This window comes from Sphaerospermopsis aphanizomenoides BCCUSP55, assembly GCF_001586785.1.
GTDB classification, from domain to species: domain Bacteria; phylum Cyanobacteriota; class Cyanobacteriia; order Cyanobacteriales; family Nostocaceae; genus Sphaerospermopsis_A; species Sphaerospermopsis_A aphanizomenoides_A.
Genome location: NZ_LUFH02000115.1, coordinates 1 through 17,996 on the forward strand (window position 1 = coordinate 1; position 17,996 = coordinate 17,996).

General features: G+C 37.9%; 16 protein-coding genes. 11 read left to right on the top strand and 5 right to left on the bottom strand.

The genetic code is table 11. From position 1 onward, the window contains the following. Positions 1-114 precede the first annotated feature (114 nt). Both A0J48_RS22515 and A0J48_RS22520 read left to right on the top strand, forming a co-directional pair. Positions 115-1,923, top strand: a complete 1,809-nt coding sequence (locus tag A0J48_RS22515) for an SUMF1/EgtB/PvdO family nonheme iron enzyme (RefSeq protein ID WP_200326820.1) — start codon at positions 115-117, stop codon at positions 1,921-1,923. Between the two features lie 718 nt (positions 1,924-2,641). Continuing rightward, on the top strand, positions 2,642-3,466 hold the full coding sequence (locus A0J48_RS22520) for a DUF2887 domain-containing protein (protein ID WP_200326821.1): 825 nt from the start codon (positions 2,642-2,644) through the stop codon (positions 3,464-3,466). A 165-nt stretch (positions 3,467-3,631) separates the two neighbouring features. Here A0J48_RS22520 and A0J48_RS22525 read toward each other — a convergent pair whose 3' ends face one another. After that, complete coding sequence (locus tag A0J48_RS22525) at positions 3,632-5,080, bottom strand: glycoside hydrolase 100 family protein (protein ID WP_200326822.1); 1,449 nt, start codon at positions 5,078-5,080, stop codon at positions 3,632-3,634. Positions 5,081-6,047: 967 nt separating this feature from the next. Here A0J48_RS22525 and A0J48_RS22530 point away from each other — a divergent pair. The 8 genes from A0J48_RS22530 (at position 6,048) to hypB (ending at position 13,950) form a co-directional block, all read left to right on the top strand. Next, positions 6,048-7,208: an NHL repeat-containing protein gene (locus A0J48_RS22530; RefSeq protein ID WP_200326823.1), complete on the top strand. Its 1,161-nt coding sequence runs from the start codon at positions 6,048-6,050 to the stop codon at positions 7,206-7,208. Positions 7,209-7,293: 85 nt separating this feature from the next. Then, on the top strand, positions 7,294-9,651 hold the full coding sequence (hypF, locus tag A0J48_RS22535) for a carbamoyltransferase HypF (protein ID WP_200326824.1): 2,358 nt from the start codon (positions 7,294-7,296) through the stop codon (positions 9,649-9,651). Between the two features lie 132 nt (positions 9,652-9,783). Next, the gene (locus A0J48_RS22540; RefSeq protein ID WP_200326825.1) at positions 9,784-10,029 is read left to right on the top strand and encodes a HypC/HybG/HupF family hydrogenase formation chaperone; all 246 of its coding nucleotides are present in this window, start codon (positions 9,784-9,786) and stop codon (positions 10,027-10,029) included. Between the two features lie 86 nt (positions 10,030-10,115). Beyond that, positions 10,116-11,255, top strand: coding sequence for a hydrogenase formation protein HypD (gene hypD, locus A0J48_RS22545; protein ID WP_200326826.1), 1,140 nt, complete (start codon positions 10,116-10,118; stop codon positions 11,253-11,255). Positions 11,256-11,282: 27 nt separating this feature from the next. After that, positions 11,283-11,498, top strand: a complete 216-nt coding sequence (locus A0J48_RS22550) for a tautomerase family protein (RefSeq protein WP_200326827.1) — start codon at positions 11,283-11,285, stop codon at positions 11,496-11,498. A 108-nt stretch (positions 11,499-11,606) separates the two neighbouring features. Next, a complete protein-coding gene (hypE, locus tag A0J48_RS22555; RefSeq protein WP_200326828.1) occupies positions 11,607-12,710 on the top strand; it encodes a hydrogenase expression/formation protein HypE in 1,104 nt (367 codons plus the stop codon). An 83-nt stretch (positions 12,711-12,793) separates the two neighbouring features. Next, positions 12,794-13,135, top strand: coding sequence for a hydrogenase maturation nickel metallochaperone HypA (hypA, locus tag A0J48_RS22560; protein ID WP_200326829.1), 342 nt, complete (start codon positions 12,794-12,796; stop codon positions 13,133-13,135). Then, positions 13,126-13,950: a hydrogenase nickel incorporation protein HypB gene (gene hypB, locus A0J48_RS22565; RefSeq protein ID WP_200326830.1), complete on the top strand. Its 825-nt coding sequence runs from the start codon at positions 13,126-13,128 to the stop codon at positions 13,948-13,950. Before hypA ends, hypB begins: the two co-directional genes overlap by 10 nt. A gap of 236 nt (positions 13,951-14,186) precedes the next feature. Here the strand turns inward: hypB and A0J48_RS22570 are convergent, their stop codons facing one another. Next, positions 14,187-14,639, bottom strand: a complete 453-nt coding sequence (locus A0J48_RS22570) for an EVE domain-containing protein (protein WP_325078920.1) — start codon at positions 14,637-14,639, stop codon at positions 14,187-14,189. 125 nt (positions 14,640-14,764) lie between these two features. On the opposite strand from A0J48_RS22570, the gene A0J48_RS22575 reads away from it, so the two are divergent. After that, on the top strand, positions 14,765-15,388 hold the full coding sequence (locus A0J48_RS22575; RefSeq protein WP_200326831.1) for a PAP/fibrillin family protein: 624 nt from the start codon (positions 14,765-14,767) through the stop codon (positions 15,386-15,388). Positions 15,389-15,413: 25 nt separating this feature from the next. Here the strand turns inward: A0J48_RS22575 and A0J48_RS22580 are convergent, their stop codons facing one another. The 3 genes from A0J48_RS22580 to A0J48_RS22590 form a co-directional block, all read right to left on the bottom strand. Then, the gene (locus tag A0J48_RS22580; RefSeq protein WP_200326835.1) at positions 15,414-15,653 is read right to left on the bottom strand and encodes a 2Fe-2S iron-sulfur cluster-binding protein; all 240 of its coding nucleotides are present in this window, start codon (positions 15,651-15,653) and stop codon (positions 15,414-15,416) included. Between the two features lie 131 nt (positions 15,654-15,784). Beyond that, entirely contained in the window at positions 15,785-17,257 is a 1,473-nt protein-coding gene (cobQ, locus tag A0J48_RS22585) for a cobyric acid synthase CobQ (RefSeq protein ID WP_200326832.1), read from the bottom strand. 311 nt (positions 17,258-17,568) lie between these two features. Next, positions 17,569-17,973, bottom strand: coding sequence for an Npun_F0494 family protein (locus A0J48_RS22590; protein WP_200326833.1), 405 nt, complete (start codon positions 17,971-17,973; stop codon positions 17,569-17,571). Positions 17,974-17,996: the final 23 nt, after the last annotated feature.

The following is a 17,996-nucleotide window of genomic DNA, read 5'->3' on the forward strand; positions in this document are numbered from 1 at the left end:
ATCCTTTCTTTTGCAGTTTGTAAGCTAGTCACAAAGCGGCTTTGATAGTTTTCGGAGATGTCTAGTTAAAATTTAAGCGTTCATCACCCCAAACTGATATAAATTAACTGAAATATGGCTGAAAATTGCGCTATTGTTATTGGCATCAACGGATATTATAACGGCATTCAGCCTCTCAACTATGCAAAAACTGATGCTGAAAGGGTTCGGGATTATTTTCAGCATCATTTATCTGTAAAACCAAATTATTTAAAATTTTTCTGTGATGATTCACCACGAGAAACTCAACCAACTTACACTACACTAAAATCATTTTTATACAAAACCTTTCAAACACCTTTTTTAGAACCTGGAGACACCCTCTGGTTTTATTTTAGCGGTCACGGGATGCCCTACGCAGGACAAGATTATTTATTACCTATAGATGGAGATCCTAGCATTATTACTGAGTCTGCAATTTCTATCACCTACATAACAGAACGTTTGCGGCGTAGTGGCGCAGATAATATAGTGTTGTTTATTGATGCTTGTCGCAGCACTGGTGAAAAAAGTGCAGGTTTGGGAATTGGTGAAGAAAAACAGCAAGGTGTAATTACCTTCTATTCCTGTAGTCCCAATCAGGTTTCCTACGAAATTGAGGAAATTCAACAAGGGGCTTTTACCCATGTTTTACTCAAGGGGTTGCAAATTCAAGGTGAAGGCAACTGTGCAACTGTTGAACGCTTGTATAACTATCTCCTTGATCAAGTTCCCCAATTAACCCAAAAGCATAAGAAATATACACAAACACCCTATGCAGCTATAGAACCTCCTACAAAACTGCATTATATTTTACTGCCTAAGTTCGCTAATCTGAGTGATATTGATAAACTAGCAGCCGAGGCCGCAATTGCCGAAGCAGAAGAATATTTTGCTCTAGCTTTTCAGATATGGATGCGGGTTAATGTGGCAGCAGGTGGAACAGATATGCGGCCAATTCGTGCCTTTCAGCGATTAGCAAATAAACAGTCTTCCAATATATTAGAACAGCGTCGAGAAGCAGAAGCACAGGGACAGAAAATAGCAGCAGCAAAAACCCGTGAATTAACTGTAGATTTAGGTCAAGGCTTACCTCTAGAACTGGTGCGCGTACCAGCAGGGAAATTTATGATGGGAATGCCACCAGAAGAACGTCAAATAGCCCTAGAAGATGCCCTGAGATATGGCATAAAACGTGAAAATGCTGAACGATGGTTAGATTGGTCTACTCCACAGCATGAGGTGTATCTGCAAGAGTTTTTAATGGGAAAATACGCAGTAACCAATGCCCAATGGTACGCCGTGATGAAAACTAAGCCATCTGAGAAATATGACAAGAAATTTCAAGGCGATAAACAGCCTGTGGTGGGGGTTTCCTGGCACGAAGCAATGGAATTTTGTGAAAAGCTATCTAAACAAACACAACGGGCTGTCAGATTGCCTACAGAGGCGGAATGGGAATATGCCTGTCGTGCTGGTACAACCACGCCCTTTGCCTTTGGGAAGACTATTACAACCGATCAAGTCAACTATGACGGCAATTATCCTTACGGTGATGCTCCCAAGGGTAAATATCGAGAATGTACTGTAAATGTGGATAGTTTCCAGCCCAATGCCTGGGGTTTATATCAAATGCACGGCAATGTCTGGGAATGGTGCTTGGATGAATTTCATGACAGATATAGCGAAAAACCAGCGCATTTAAAAAGCAATGGTAATGAACCTTGGGGAGAATTAAATGTAAGTAAAGAAGATAATCGTGCTTATATATGTCGGGGCGGTTCTTGGTTCACCTATGCTATCAATTGCCGTTTGGCGGATCGTCGCAGGCTCTACGCGCGCGGTCAGCCTTATGATCTCGGTTTTCGTGTTGTGTTCGGGTCTTCCTCGCCAGGACTTTCTTAGCCCTTTGCTCTTTTGCCCTTTTGCCCTCTGCACTTTTTTCTTTACCCTTCTTTTTCGCCGTCAGGCGATCAAATTTTTTTTCAATTTTCACCCTCTAAATCATTTGTTAAAGACTTGTAAACGATATCGCTGATTAATATTCAGAAACTGTAAAATTAAAAATGGCTATCCTTGTTTATAAGTCTTAGAACTTATGGCACATAGCTTGGGGTTGAGTTATTAAACGGGGCGGTTCTTGGTACAACAATGCTATCAATTGCCGTTCGGCGAATCGTAACAGGAACAACGCGCGCGATCAGAATAATGATCTCGGTTTTCGTGTTGTGTTCGGGTCTTCCTCGCCAGCACTCTCTACAGTCAGAATTGATAGGAGGGATTCTATCGAGCGTACACCAGAGAGTCCAAACTCAATTCCAGTGATGTGGGTGACTATATCCGAATATAAAACCGAGCCAGTTAGTTTGGGAGCATCCCAATTTTGAAAAAATAACCACAGCAACACTAAAAAATCTCCCAAAATCTCTTACCTTTGTGTCCTTTGCGCCCTTTGCGGTTCAATCATATAAAGCCTTGGAGCGTTGATTTCGTTAAATAAACATAAATTTACACATTTGGGATGCTCCCGTTAGTTTGGTAGGGAAACCGAAGACCTAGCTGGTTCAATTATATTATTATATTTTTTATTTAATACGCAAATAAAATCTGATTGTTATAAAGAATGCACACAGATACAATATTCTACCAAATCTTTCTCACCTTTCACACCCTTTTATTTGAATTGTTGGGACAACCCACAGAAAATGCTGAAGGTTATAATTTCACATCTGTAGAAGTCAAAGAAAAAGCCTTTCGCTTTGATGGAATTTTCATGCCAGATAGTTTAGAAAAACCCATCTATTTCGTAGAAGTACAATTTCAACCCAAACCTGATTTTTATTGGGAATTAATTACTGAAATCAACATTTATCTCAATCAATATAAACCTGTACAAGATTGGCAAGCAGTAGCTTTGTTTGCAAAACGTAGTTTAGATGTAACAGAATTAACTAATTATCAACAAGAATTAATTGATAGTGGGAGAATCAAACGCATTTATTTAGATGAAATACAACCAGGTTCAATTGGGATGGGGTTAATTGAATTAATTGTCAGTAAAGAAACCCAAGCACCAGAATTAGTTCAAAACTTGATGCAAAGAACAAAAACAGAGATTACCAATGATAGAGAAAGGCAAGGTATTATAGAGTTATTAGAGACTGTTTTGTTGTCCAAGTTCTCGCAATTAAGCCGTCAGGAGATAGAAGCGATGTTTTTAGTTAGTGATATTAAGCAAACAAGAGTATATCAAGAAGCAAAGCAGGAAGAAGCAACAAACTTACTGGTGCGGATATTATCTAAGCGATTTGGTAAATTGAGCGATAATTACATTGAAAATATCAACAAACTGACCATAGAACAACTAGAAGACCTGGGAGAAGCATTATTAGATTTTGTGGACATTAAGGACTTGGAACAATGGTTAAAAGCTCATACGGAATCGTAGATTATGTACACAAATACTATAGCAATCCTGAAATTAATCACAGACATAAACATTGATATCAATCAATATCAACCTCAACAACATTGGCAAAATTATCCTGATAGCTTCCCGTAGGATGAATTATTTAAAGCCATCCCACCCTACGGTTTTCACATAAAATTAGGTTTAAAGATTCATATAAGAATCTAAATTCCTAACTTCAAATTCACAAGCCCTAGAAATTGTTTCTGGAGGTAATTTCCCAAAACTAACTAATGGTAAATAATCAGGATTATCCATTAATTCTTTAGCTAATAAATATCCAGCAATTGTCCAGGTTTGATATTTCCGCGCTTGTTTACCAATTAATCTACCTTTTTTCCCATCGTAATATTCTGGCCATTCATCTTCACTCAGTCTAGCTTTAGCAATTTCAAGGGCTTTTGTTGCTAAATGTGGTTTCTTGGTTTTCACTGCTGCTGCTGCTAACATCCACATTAAAACAGGCCAACTGCCGGCATTATGATAGGACCAAGGGATATTTTTCGGATCGCATCCTGTGACAACTCGATATTCTTCACCTTGTAAAGCAGGATAACAGATTTTCATGGGCATATCTCCCACTAAATCTTCCCATCTTTTTTCAATGAGATTAATAATTGCTTGAGACTGTTCTTCTGTCGATAAATCACAAATTACAGCCATTAAATTTCCGAGAGTGAAGAACCGAGTATCCATCTGTGATGGTCCGACATTTCCGGCAAAATAACCACCTTTTTTAGGTAGCCATTTATCTAAGTCATAATAAGGTAAAGAATCTGCATAAATATTGAAAAGATTTACAGCAGTTTTTCCGTATTCTTCACCTTTAAAGCGATAAATTGCATTCAGACGATTAATATCTATCCAATAATGCTGACGAATATGACCACATAATAAAGGTAAGCGATTATCAATTGCTTCGATAATATCTTGATTACCTTCACAAATTAATAGTTCTCTTGCTGCACGTAAAGCCGCAAAAAATAGAACTTGAATTTCTAGAGGATGCCCATAAATACCCATGCGTCTATCTATCATACACGCGCCATCGGGAACTAATAGCGTTGGGTACATATCAAAACGATTAGCCAAACAGATATCCATAATTAACCTGATACCTGTTTGAAATTCCGCTTGATAAGCTAGGGAAGGATCATTAGTAGCAACTACATAAGCACGTAATAAAATCAGCCACCATAAACAAGAATCAACAGGTGTGACTCTAGCTATAGCGTGTTCACCAAAATCAGCTTCTAAATGTTCTTCCCCATTGATAGTGACAACTTTAAAGCTGGCTGGAATTAATCCCCTACCTGGTTTATAGGCATCTAACGCCTTTTCTTTCGGCTGTAACTTTAATGTTTCTTCTAGGAAATTTCTAACAATATCTGTTCTCCCTTTAATCAGAAAAATGAGGGCAGAAGAAACAAAATCTCTGATAAAACACTGGTCATAATTCAAAGCTTCTACAGATGGATCATAAGCCGCCACAGTTCCAATAGGAAGACCTTTATAGTAGAGAATTGAATTTTCTAGTGCTTGCCACGCCTCTTTCTCTATATTTTCATTTGTGCTTAATTCATTTAGTTGCATCGCCAGAATAACTCCATTTAGATAGTAAATTGGTGGTAGATGCGCCTGTATTTATTATTTTCTTCGCTATTTTCAAGATGACAAGGGTATAGGGTACAGGGGAATAAGAAAATTATTTTTTATCACCTTTTACCTTTTACTTTTTACCTCTTGTCTTCTTCCACACCTAATTTGTAAAATAGCAAAATACAAATCATCAAACAATCATCAAAAACTCACACTTGTAACTTTTGCATATTAGCAAATTAATTGATGATTAATTGGCTGGTGATGAATTATTTTGTCGTGAATTCCAGTTTTCTGTTTATTCACATCCTTTCATAAAAATTAACCTCAAAACAGTTAAATGAGAATAGGTTTTTATCTCCGGTATAGCCCCATTAAAAACTTCGGGACTTTGCTTGACTAAACAAAAGCCTATCCTGATTCCTGTTTAAGGGTCGTGTGGAGTTTAGATCCGTTGAAGTTTGTTGATTAGACTAGGATCGACTATTGGAAACTGCTAATTAAATTATTCCCCTATAAATTAACAATTTATAACCTTTTGTTGCAATATGCAATACGGGTGCTGAAAAAATTCACGCTGTTAACATTAGAATTCTTGTAGCTATTGGGACAGGACGATAATTTTCATTGACCCTTCTGTCAGATGAATACTTGTCGGTTAAACTCAAAACATTAAATCAGGTAGGTTGGGAAGCCATTGTCTTGGACGGGTTTCCCGGCTTGTGGTGAATGGCATTTGACATGAGGAAACCCAACATTTACGGACTTTTGTTCGGTTACGCTGTTGCTTAACTCAACCTAAAAATACTCTTAACCGAACAGTATTTAGTCACATTTGACTTACAAGTTAAAACTTGCCATGATCACTACATATTTACATCCACAAATATTCTTAAATAATTAAACCACTAAAAACCCTATTATTCTCTTTGCGTCTTTGCGCCTCTGCGTGAGATAAATAATGAATTTTATACCCAACATTCCAAACCATTTACCCCTATCTTGCAACGGTGCAGAAATAATCTTAGGAAACGCTACCACACTTGAACAAATAGCCATACCTCTTGCACCAACTCCCTCAACAATGTTTGGACCCCGTGCGGCTTGTTTAATATCACCAACCGGACCACTGTGGGTATCAGATACAGGACATCATCGGTTATTGGGATGGCGTAATTTACCCACAAAAGATAATCAACCTGCTGACTGGGTAATAGGACAACCCGACTTTTATCATGAAGGACAAAACGCCAAAGGTACACCAGGAAAATCTACATTTAGTGTGCCTACAGGTATTTGTAAATGTGGTCAAGGTTTAGCAGTTGCCGATGCTTGGAATCATCGCATTTTAATTTGGCATCATGTACCAGAAGATAGCAACATTCCCGCAGATTTAGTATTAGGACAAGTTAATTTTATTGAGAACGAACATAACCGAGGAAGTCAACAACCAGCAGCAAATACTTTACATTGGCCCTATAGTGTTTTCTATCATCAAGGTAAGTTATTTGTAGCTGATACTGGCAACAGGCGTTTATTAATTTGGAATCAATTTCCCACAGAAAATGGACAACCAGCAGATATAGTTTTGGGACAACCAGACATGATATCGCGCAATGAAAATGGAGGAGGTTCTCCCACAGCTTCCAGTATGCGTTGGTGTCATGATATTACTCTTTGGGATCATCATTTAGTTGTTACCGATGCGGGTAATAACCGAGTAATGATTTGGGAGGGAATACCAACAGAAAATAATGCCCCTTGTGCGGTAATTTTAGGGCAAAAAAACTTTAATTTTGTGGAATTAAATCAAGGTGTTTATTTTCCTAATCGTAGTAGTTTAAGTATGCCTTATGGAGTAGATGCTGTGGGAGATTGGTTAATAGTTGCAGATACAGCTAATTCTCGGTTGCTAGGATGGAAGAAACGAGAATCTATTTTTTTATTACAGGGTGCAGATGCTGATGGAATTTTAGGTCAAGATAGTTTTACGAGTAAGAGTGAAAATAAGAATTTTGGTTTACCAACTAGGGAAAGTTTAAATTGGTGTTATGGGGTTAAGGTTTGTGGTGAAAATATGGTAATTTCTGATTCTGGTAATAATCGGGTTTTGATTTGGTAATTTTAATCTTATTGTGAGGTGGGCATCTTACCCGCCCAAAGCATTAGAATTATCTCACGTCACGCAAAGACGCAAAGGCGCAAAGATGATAAGAGAAGAGATTAGGGTTCGTGGTACTGTTCAAGGTGTGGGTTTTCGTCCGACGGTGTATCGTTTGGCGAAAAGTTGTGGTTTGAAGGGTGATGTTTGTAATGATGGGGAGGGGGTTTTAATTCGTGTTTCTGGGAGTGAGGAAAAAATTACGGAATTTGTAGATAGGTTATATGCAGAATGTCCGCCTTTGGCGAAAATTAATGAGTTGGTAAGAAGTGAATATTTGGGTGAGTTTGATTTTGATGATTTTGTGATTTCTCACAGTGTTAATAATAATATAAAAACGGAAATTGCTCCTGATGCTGCGACTTGTCCCCAATGTCAAAAGGAAATTTTTGATCCTTTTAGTCGTTATTTTCGTTATCCTTTTACTAATTGTACGCACTGCGGACCACGTTTGAGTATTATTCGCGCTATTCCCTACGATAGAAATAACACTAGCATGGTGAAGTTTCCGATATGTGGAGAATGTGAGGAAGAATATCAAGATGTGGAAAATCGGCGTTTTCATGCCCAACCTGTGGCGTGTTTTAATTGTGGTCCTCGTGCTTGGTTAGAACGTGCTGATGGTAAACCAGTTATTGCTGATATGTTCTCGATGTTGGATGATGTAGATGCTGTTTGTACTTTATTACAAAAGGGTGAAATTGTTGCTATTAAGGGTTTGGGTGGGATTCATTTAGCTTGTGATGCAACTCAAGAAACGGCGGTGAAAAAATTAAGAGAACGAAAAAGACGTTATCATAAACCTTTTGCTTTGATGGCAAGAGATATCAATATAATTAGTGAATATTGTCAAATTAATGATCAAGAAAAATCTTTATTAACCAGTCCTGCTGCACCCATTGTTTTATTAAAACTAAAAGCAGAAAATAAAGTAGCTGATTCAGTTGCACCAGGTCAAAATACCCTGGGGTTTATGCTACCTTATACTCCTTTACATCATTTAATTCTTAGACGCATGAACCGCCCCATAGTTTTAACTAGCGGTAATATTTCTGATGAACCCCAATGTATAGATAATGAAGATGCAAAAGATAAATTAGGTAAAATAGCAGATTATTTTATTTTACATAACCGTGATATTGTTAACAGAGTAGATGATTCCGTTGTCCGGGTTGTCGGTGACAAATTACAAATTCTCAGACGTGCTAGAGGATATGCACCTGCACCGATAATGTTACCACCAGGATTTGAGAAAGTCCCAGCAATTTTAGCAATGGGTAGCGAGTTGAAAAACACCTTTTGTTTGTTACGAGAAGGTGAAGCTATTCTTTCTCAACATTTGGGAGATTTAGAAAACGCCGCTGCTTTTAATGCTTATCAAGATACTCTAAATTTATATTTAAACTTATTTGCCCATCAACAAGAAATTATTGCTATTGATAAACATCCAGAATATTTATCAGGAAAATTAGGTAAAGAACTAGCAACAGCTAATCAAATTCCACTCCAACAAAATCAACATCATCACGCCCATATAGCGGCTTGTATTGCAGAGAATCAAATGCCTTTAAACTCAAAACCGAGTTTAGGAATTGCTTTTGATGGTTTAGGATATGGTGATGATGGCACATTATGGGGTGGAGAATTTCTACTAGCAGATTATTATCAAAACCAGCGCCTAGCCACATTTAAATCTATACCCATGATAGGAGGAGAACAAGCAATTTATCAACCGTGGCGAAACACTTATGCCCAATTAACTAGCGCGTTTAATTGGGAAGAATTAAAACAGCAATATCCTGAAATAGAAATTATCAATTTTTTCGAACAAAAACCACTAAAATTACTTAATCAGATGATTGATAAAGGTATTAATTCACCAATATCTTCATCAGTAGGTAGATTATTTGATGCAGTTGCAGCCGCCATAGGTATTTGTCGCGAAGAATGCAGCTATGAAGGACAAGCAGCCATAGAAATGGAAGCCATAGCAGATGTAAATATTTTAAACAATGATGAAGAAACTCTAAATTATCTCTTTAAATTTGAAAAATTAGATAATATTTATTGTATAGACCCTGCCCTGATGTGGTTGGGAATACTAAACGACATCCAGCAGAAAATTTCATCATCAGAAATAGCTGCTAAATTTCACATCAGTTTAGCTAGTGTAATTACTAAAACAGTAAAACAACTTGCCCAAGAATATGAATTTAATCAAGTTGCATTAACAGGAGGAGTATTTCAAAATCAAATTCTTTTAGAACAAGTAACCAAACGCTTACAAAAAATAGAAATAAATGTTCTCACTCATAGTATAGTACCTGCAAACGATGGCGGATTATCACTAGGACAAGCCGTTATTGCTGCTACTAATTACTTAAAGGTGACAGGTGACAGGTGACAGAGTTAAAAGTCTTTTAGTGTCTGATTTTTATGATAACGGTATGTTTTCATCCAACCAACAACCTATATAAAAACCTCTGTGTTCTCTGCGCCTCTGCGGTTAGTAAATTTTAAAAAAGGAAAATAAAAAATGTGCTTAGGAATTCCCGGACAAATAGTTGAAATAACCAACCCCGAACATAAACTAGCGATGGTTAACGTAGGGGGAGTAAAACGCCAAGTAAACATAGCTTGCATAGTTGATGAACAACACCCACCCGAAAAATGTATAGGAGACTGGGTACTCGTTCACGTCGGTTTTGCTATGAATAGAATTAACGAACAAGAAGCCGCCGAAACATTACAACTTCTCCAAGAACTAGCCGCCTTGCAATAACTAAAATCATCTGCGTTTATCTGCGTTCATCTGCGTTTAACTTATACTGCTTTTTGCTAATACAAAATCTAAAATCTAAAATTGATATGAAATATGTAGACGAATTTCGCAACCCAGAAAAAGCCCAAGCCTTACAAAAAGAAATAGAAAAACTCAGCCGCCAAATAGACAAACATCTAAAAATAATGGAAGTATGCGGCGGACATACCCATTCAATTTTCAAATACGGAATCGAAGAAATATTACCTGATAATATTGAATTAATTCATGGGCCTGGCTGTCCAGTATGCGTCATGCCCAAAGGTAGGATAGATGATGCGATCGCACTTTGTCAAAACCCCAATATTATCTTTACCACCTTTGGCGACGCAATGCGCGTACCTGGTTCAAAAACTAGCCTTTTGCAAGCCAAAGCCCAAGGTGCCGATATTCGCATGGTTTACTCACCCTTGGATAGCCTCAAAATTGCTAAAGAAAACCCAGAGAAAGAAATAGTATTCTTTGGTTTAGGCTTTGAAACCACCGCCCCTAGTACCGCCTTCACCATCCTCCAAGCAGCAGCAGAAAACATCACTAACTTTAGTATGTTTTCCAATCATGTATTAGTTATTCCCGCCCTGCAAGCATTATTAGAAAACCCAGATTTACAACTCGATGGTTTTGTTGGTCCAGGTCATGTCAGCATGGTGATAGGAACAGAACCTTACCAATTTATTGCCCAAGAATATTATAAACCCATCGTTATTTCTGGCTTTGAACCTTTGGACATATTCCAATCAATTTGGATGTTATTAAAACAAATAGTAGAAAATCGTTGTCAAGTTGAAAATCAATATAATCGGTTAGTTGAACCAGCCGGCAATAAAAACGCATTAAAAGCAATGAATCAAGTTTTTACAGTGCGAGAAAAATTTGAATGGCGTGGTTTAGGAGAAATACCCAACTCCGGTTTTAAAATTCGGGAAGAATACGCCCAATTTGATGCGGAAGCTAAATTTACAATTCCTAACTTAAAAATAGCAGATCATAAAGCCTGTCAATGTGGAGAAATTCTTAAAGGAGTTTTAAAACCTTGGCAATGTAAAGTCTTTGGAACAGCTTGCACACCAGAAAATCCTATCGGTGCTTGTATGGTTTCCTCCGAAGGTGCTTGTGCAGCATATTATAAATATGGGCGACTTTCAACTATGGCCAAAAAAACGAAAGTTCCTATTCCTCTGGGCTAGATAATTGTACATTTTGAGGAAATTTATATGCCTTATGTCACCGTACAAATTGCCAAAGGTCACTCCATAGAAAAGAAGCGGAAACTAGCACAAGCAGTCACTGATGCTTTAGTTTCTGCCCTAGGCACAAAACCGGAATGGATAACTGTCCATATTGATGAATTTGAACGAGATAATTGGGCAGTTGGCGGCGTTTTACATTCCGATAAACACGCCGGTAGACACGAAGAAACTGGTAGGTAATTTGTAGGGTGCGTTAGCGTTATCGTAACGCACCTGTTAAAATGTTTCTAGCAAAGATGTAAAGAAAAGACACAATTATTTTTAGATGTAATTACCAATAAATTTAAAATGACAATTTATAATAATCAAGAATCTCAAAACCCTCTCTTTCAAAAAATAGAATCAGTCCGTCGTCGCCAAGGTAAAATTCGGGATACACATATTAATCTCGCGCATGGTAGTGGTGGTAAAGCTATGCGAGATTTAATTGATGATGTATTTGTCAAAAGTTTTGATAATCCTATTCTTTCTCAATTGGAAGACCAGGCCAGTTTTGATTTATCGCAATTTGCAAAATTAGGAAATAGGTTAGCTTTTACCACAGATTCCTATGTTGTAGATCCCTTATTTTTCCCAGGTTCAGATATAGGAGAATTAGCAGTTAATGGTACAATCAACGATTTAGCTGTTAGTGGTGCAAAACCTTTATATCTTACCTGTAGCATGATATTAGAAGAAGGTTTACCCCTGGAAACATTGCGAAAAGTTGTTTCTAGTATGCAAACCGCAGCGCAAAAAGCCGGAGTACAAATAGTCACAGGAGATACAAAAGTTGTTCATCGTGGCTGTGCAGATAAACTATTTATTAACACCGCCGGCATTGGGATTATTCCCCCAAATATTGATATTTCTCCCCGCAATATTCAACCAGGAGACGTAGTAATTATTAATGGAGAAATAGGAAATCATGGTACTGCAATTTTAATTGCTAGAGGAGAATTGGAACTAGAAACAGATATAGAAAGTGACTGTCAACCATTACATGAATTAGTAGCCGAAATTATCAATATTTGCCCAGAAATTCACGCCATGAGAGATGCCACTAGAGGAGGTTTAGCTACAGTATTAAATGAATTTTCCCAAACTGCTAATGTAGGAATACGCATCAATGAAAGCGCCATTCCTGTGCGAGAAGAAGTAAATGGAGTTTGTGAAATACTCGGTTTAGATCCGCTATATTTAGCCAACGAAGGAAAATTAGTAATAGTTGCACCCAAAGAAAAAGCCGAACTAATTTTATCAACCATGAAAAACCACCCCACAGGAAAACAAGCTTCTATCATTGGTGAAATTATCCCCACTCCACCAGGAATAGTCCTCCTAAAAACCGCCTTTGGTGCAGAAAGAATAGTTGATATGTTAGTAGGAGATCAACTTCCAAGAATATGTTAGTTTAGCCATTAGTTATTAGTTATTTTCACTATTACCTATTTCCTTCTTACTGTCACCTGTCACCTGTCAACTGTCACCTAAAAATGCACGAACTAGGAATAACTCAAAACATCATCGCTATCGTCAGCGAACACGCCCAAAGAAAGAAAGTCCAACGAGTATTATTAGAAATTGGCAAACTTTCCGCCATCATGCCCGAAGCCATTAAATTCTGCTTTGATATTTGTGCTAAAGGTACAATAGTAGAAGATGCAATATTAGAAATATTAGAAATACCCGGAATGGCAAGATGTCGTGAATGTGGTGCTACATTTTATGTAGATAAACCCTTTGGCATCTGTGAATGTGGTAGTGTTAAATTGGATTTAATCACGGGTGAAGAGTTAAATATCAAAGAAATAGAAGTGGAGGAGTTATGTGTGTAACCTGCGGATGTTCTGATGATAACGAAACAACAATTACAAACATGGAAAATGAACATCACCACACTCATACTTTACCAGATGGGACTGTAATTACCCATTCCCATCACCATGAAGAACCTGCAAATATACACGCAAAGGTTCATAATACAACAATATCTTTAGAACAAGAAATTTTAGGTAAAAATAATTTATTAGCTGCCCAAAATCGCGGTTGGTTCAAAGGTAGAAATATCCTGGCTTTAAATTTAATGAGTTCTCCCGGTGCTGGGAAAACCACATTATTAACTCGCACAATTAATGATTTAAAAGATAAATTAACTATTAGTGTGATTGAAGGTGATCAAGAAACTACCAATGACGCAGAGAAAATTAAAGCAACAGGCTGTAAAGTTGTACAAATTAATACCGGAACAGGCTGTCATTTAGACGCATCAATGATAGAAAGGGGTTTACAGGAACTCAACCCACCATTAAATTCTGTGGTGATGATTGAAAATGTGGGTAATTTGGTTTGTCCAGCTTTATTTGATTTAGGAGAACAGGCAAAAGTTGTAATTCTTTCTGTGACGGAAGGGGAAGATAAACCGATTAAATATCCTCATATTTTCCGTGCTAGTGAAATCATGATTCTTACAAAAATTGATTTATTACCCTATCTCCAGTTTGATGTGCAACGTTGTATTGAATATGCAAAACAGGTAAACCCACAAATTCAAATCTTCCAAGTTTCTGCAACTACTGGTGCTGGTTTAGATGAATGGTATGGTTTTTTAAATGGAAAAGTAAATAGTTCAAATCACTTAATTTCAGTTTAAATGATAAAAACAGCATTTCCTCGTCTAATGAAGTACAAAATTATCTGCGTCTATCTGCGTCCATCTGCGTTTAATAATTACTGCTTCTACCTCACTTGAATGGGAATTTCTATATAGCTGTAGACGAAACAGTTAGGACATGAACCAAAACTAAAACCTAAACACTAAAAGGCTTTGAGCATCGTCACCTGTCACCTGTTATTAAGAAAATTCAGATTTTAAAACATCCTCGTTAATCAGTTTAGTATTTTTTGAGCTACTGCTAAAGATATTGGCATTACTGATAAACGATTTCCTGGCCTAACTAAAACTAACTCATCAGAACTAAATTTCTCTTTGAGTGTTGATAGTGTAATGGGTTGAGGAAAAATCTCCACAAATTGAACTGCTACTGTTTGCCAGCGGGGAGATTCAGGACTTGATTTCGGGTCATAATATTTACTCTTTGGATCAAATTGTGTTGGGTCAGGAATACCTGTTTTGACCACACGCATTAACCCCACAATGCCGGGAGGATTAGTATTAGAATGGTAGAAAAAAGCTAAATCCCCCAATTGCATTTGACGCAAAAAATTACGAGCTTGATAATTACGCACACCGTCCCAAATAGTCTCACCCTGTTGTTGCAAGTCAGTGATGCTATAAACTTCCGGTTCGGATTTCATTAACCAATAGTTTGTAGAAGTCATTGAAAATATGGTAAATATTAATGATTTAATATTTTTGGTACTTGATTAAAGATTAAACAATATAGTAGCTATTAGCAATTATTTGGTTAAAGTCTTTTCAGTTAATTTTACAACTATTGTGTCCAATGAATAACCAAATCTGGAAAGAAAAACTACAAGCCAAACTCAAGCAGATTCAACCTCAAGCAAATGGTTCTCCTGTTACTAATCTGAAGTTGGATAAAACTTTAGTGGCAGAAATAGAAGAAATTACAACAACCCTAGAAAGTTTCAATCCTCATCCTCAACCTCTCGTTCATGCTATTGCTTTATTAGATGGGACTTGGCAACTGCAATACTCAACCGCCAGAGAAATCCGTGCTTTAGATTCCTTACCCTTTGGTTTAAAAATAGGCAAAGTTTTTCAAGTAATTAATGTTAAAGATAAACTTTTTTTTAACCTAGCTCAAGTGCAACATCCTCTGAAACTAATATCAGGATATGTAAAAGTAACGGCTAGTTTTGAACCTGCTTTAGATACATCAGGACTAGTCGATAAACGTATTAATGTTGATTTTGATAAACGTTATTTAGCAATTGAAAAAATTGCGGGTATTGACACACCGCAACTAAATCCATTTAAAGTTGTAGCTGCTAATAATCCTCAAGGCAGAGTTGCTACTCTTGACATCACTTATTTAGATGAAACATTAAGGATTGGACGAGGCGGAGATGAAAGTTTATTCATTCTCAATAAAGTAAGTCAATAGTTAATGTTTGAGTTTTAAATTGTTGCTACCAAGTGGGATCAGTAAATAGATGTATAGTTAATTCCTCCTTTCCTGGTGGAACTGGTGTAATGCAAGCACGGATGACTTCTCCATCATCCAGTTCTACTGTACAAGCGTGACAAGTTCCCATCAAACAACCTGTAGGAATTAATACCCCTGCCCTATCTGCTACATCTAATAGGGATTCTCCTACTTCAGCTTCAACACTGATATTATCTGGTAAAAAACGGATGTTAATAGTCATTGGTAATTGATAATTAGTCATTGGGTATGGGGCATTGGGCATTGGGCATTGGGCATTCATTGGTCACTCATTTATTCTCCCCCTGTTCCCTACTCCCTGCTCCCCTGCTTCTTCCTGTCACCTGTCACCTATTATAAAAACGGAGTTAAATTTAAATGGCTTTCAATTTCGGTGGCTAAAGAGTCCAGGATCAGTTCTCGCTGATCTCGATAGTTAGCAACACCTGTCGGTAAGGATTTTAAACCCCGCTGTTGACGAAGGCGATTGATCCAAGCCCGTCGCCAAGGGCCATTATCAAATATTCCATGCAGATAAGTTCCCCAAACAGATTGACAATTATCTACTAAGCCTAAATTAGCATCATCAAATAGCGGTTGACAGATGACTTTATCTGTTGGTTGTTCTACGCGCGATCGCCCTTGATGAATTTCAAACCCATTCACTGGTAAGCCCATTTGCGGAAAATTAGAAGTTACTTGCCGCTGACGAGCTATTTTCTGTCCTGTAATCACAGTTTTAATAGGTAACAGATTTAACCCCTGATATCTACCAGCTTGTCCCTCTACTCCCTCTGGGTCAGCAACAATTTGACCTAGCATTTGAAAGCCACCACAAATGCCTAAAACTGTTCCTCCAGAAGCTGCATAATGTTGGATTGCTTCTGCCATACCGCTTTTTTGCAGCATAATTAAATCGGCAACAGTAGTTTTTGTGCCTGGTATAATTACTGCATCTGGATGTCCTAAATCCTGCTTAGGACTCAGATATTTTACGGAAACTGTAGGTTCAGATTCTAGCGGGTCAAAGTCTGTAAAATTGGCAATTCTGGGTAAACGAATCACCGCAATATTTAGTTCAGCGTGGGTTTTATGGTATCTGCGTTCTAGTAAATCCAAAGAGTCTTCAGCGGGAAATACTTGTTCCAAATAGGGGATAACACCAACTACAGGAATACCTGTACGTTCTTCTAACCATTTAATCCCTGGTTCGAGAATTGACCGCTGTCCCCGAAATTTGTTGATGACTACACCTTTAATTAATTGCCGTTCTTCTGGTTCTAGTAATTCTAGAGTACCTACTACATGAGCAAAAGCACCCCCTCGGTCAATATCAACTACCAATAGAGTGGGAGCATTTAAATATTTTGCTACTCTCATATTCGTCAAGTCGCGGTGTTTGAGGTTAATCTCTGCTGGACTACCTGCACCTTCACAAACCACAACATCAAATTCTGTTTTTAAATTCTGTAAGCTTTCTTCAATGCTTCGCCAACCGATATCAAAATACTGCTCATAATAATCTGTGGCGCTAACTTTACCAACAGGTTTGCCTTTAAGAATGACTTGAGAAGTCATATCCCCTTGGGGTTTGAGCAAAATTGGGTTCATGTCTACCGAGGGGGCTACTCCCGCCGCCCAAGCTTGTACGGCCTGGGCATAACCCATTTCTCCACCACTGGCAGTAACATAGGCATTTAAAGCCATATTCTGACCTTTAAATGGTGTTACTCGCCATCCGCGACGTGACAAAATCCGACAAATAGCTGTGGTAATTAGTGATTTTCCTGCGTGGGATGTTGTCCCCACAACCATAATTGATTTCATAATTCAGGGAATAGGGAATAGGGAATAGGGAACAGGTGACAGGTGACAGGTGACAGGTGTCAGGTGACAGGTGACAGGTGACAGGGAATAGGGAAAAATTCTGATCCCGTCTGATCCCGCACTCTACACCTTTACATCTTTAGTTCACTTTGACTTGCTTTACTTAGCTTGTCAATGTTTCAGTCAAAATATATTGTGTCAGGGAAAATACGAAAAAAGGCAAAAGGTATATGACAGAGGTCAGAAGGAAATGTCTTTTTTTCACCCTACACCCTACACCCTACACCCCACACCCCACACCCCACACCCTACTAAAAAGGTAGTCGAAACCAACGAATCAGGGCATCATAGAAGCGATCGTTCAATGTTGGTGTGGGTAATTCTTGTCGCTGTAGTTTTTCCAATAACTGATATCCCAAGGGTGTGAGACGAAAACTATCTGTAATTCCTTGTCCATCTACTTCTCTTCTTAATACTCCCACTTGAATTAGCCAGTTTAAATCATTATCACAGGCTAATTCTGATAAGGGACGTTGGGTATAACCTTGTTTGACACCATTTTCCATGGCGATCGCACTCACGGGGACACTTTGAGTTTGCATCACCACAAATAATGCCAGTTTGAAGGGAGAACAAATCAGCGATCGCTCGGCTCTTTCTACTGTAGTCCGAGAATAGACAAAGGGTTTTGGGTTGGGGTAGTCAGCTATAGACATAAGTTTAAGACTGGGGACTGGGG

What these genes read in the sequence shown, in the direction of transcription:
- hypD (WP_200326826.1), top strand. Translation starts at nt 10,116, where the DNA reads ATGAAATATGTAGACGAATTTCGCAACCCAGAAAAAGCCCAAGCCTTA.
- A0J48_RS22515 (WP_200326820.1), top strand. Translation starts at nt 115, where the DNA reads ATGGCTGAAAATTGCGCTATTGTTATTGGCATCAACGGATATTATAAC.
- cobQ (WP_200326832.1), bottom strand. Translation starts at nt 17,257, where the DNA reads ATGAAATCAATTATGGTTGTGGGGACAACATCCCACGCAGGAAAATCA.
- A0J48_RS22540 (WP_200326825.1), top strand. Translation starts at nt 9,784, where the DNA reads ATGTGCTTAGGAATTCCCGGACAAATAGTTGAAATAACCAACCCCGAA.
- A0J48_RS22580 (WP_200326835.1), bottom strand. Translation starts at nt 15,653, where the DNA reads ATGACTATTAACATCCGTTTTTTACCAGATAATATCAGTGTTGAAGCT.
- A0J48_RS22520 (WP_200326821.1), top strand. Translation starts at nt 2,642, where the DNA reads ATGCACACAGATACAATATTCTACCAAATCTTTCTCACCTTTCACACC.
- hypE (WP_200326828.1), top strand. Translation starts at nt 11,607, where the DNA reads ATGACAATTTATAATAATCAAGAATCTCAAAACCCTCTCTTTCAAAAA.
- hypB (WP_200326830.1), top strand. Translation starts at nt 13,126, where the DNA reads ATGTGTGTAACCTGCGGATGTTCTGATGATAACGAAACAACAATTACA.
- hypA (WP_200326829.1), top strand. Translation starts at nt 12,794, where the DNA reads ATGCACGAACTAGGAATAACTCAAAACATCATCGCTATCGTCAGCGAA.
- A0J48_RS22590 (WP_200326833.1), bottom strand. Translation starts at nt 17,973, where the DNA reads ATGTCTATAGCTGACTACCCCAACCCAAAACCCTTTGTCTATTCTCGG.
- A0J48_RS22570 (WP_325078920.1), bottom strand. Translation starts at nt 14,639, where the DNA reads ATGACTTCTACAAACTATTGGTTAATGAAATCCGAACCGGAAGTTTAT.
- hypF (WP_200326824.1), top strand. Translation starts at nt 7,294, where the DNA reads ATGATAAGAGAAGAGATTAGGGTTCGTGGTACTGTTCAAGGTGTGGGT.
- A0J48_RS22525 (WP_200326822.1), bottom strand. Translation starts at nt 5,080, where the DNA reads ATGCAACTAAATGAATTAAGCACAAATGAAAATATAGAGAAAGAGGCG.
- A0J48_RS22575 (WP_200326831.1), top strand. Translation starts at nt 14,765, where the DNA reads ATGAATAACCAAATCTGGAAAGAAAAACTACAAGCCAAACTCAAGCAG.
- A0J48_RS22530 (WP_200326823.1), top strand. Translation starts at nt 6,048, where the DNA reads ATGAATTTTATACCCAACATTCCAAACCATTTACCCCTATCTTGCAAC.
- A0J48_RS22550 (WP_200326827.1), top strand. Translation starts at nt 11,283, where the DNA reads ATGCCTTATGTCACCGTACAAATTGCCAAAGGTCACTCCATAGAAAAG.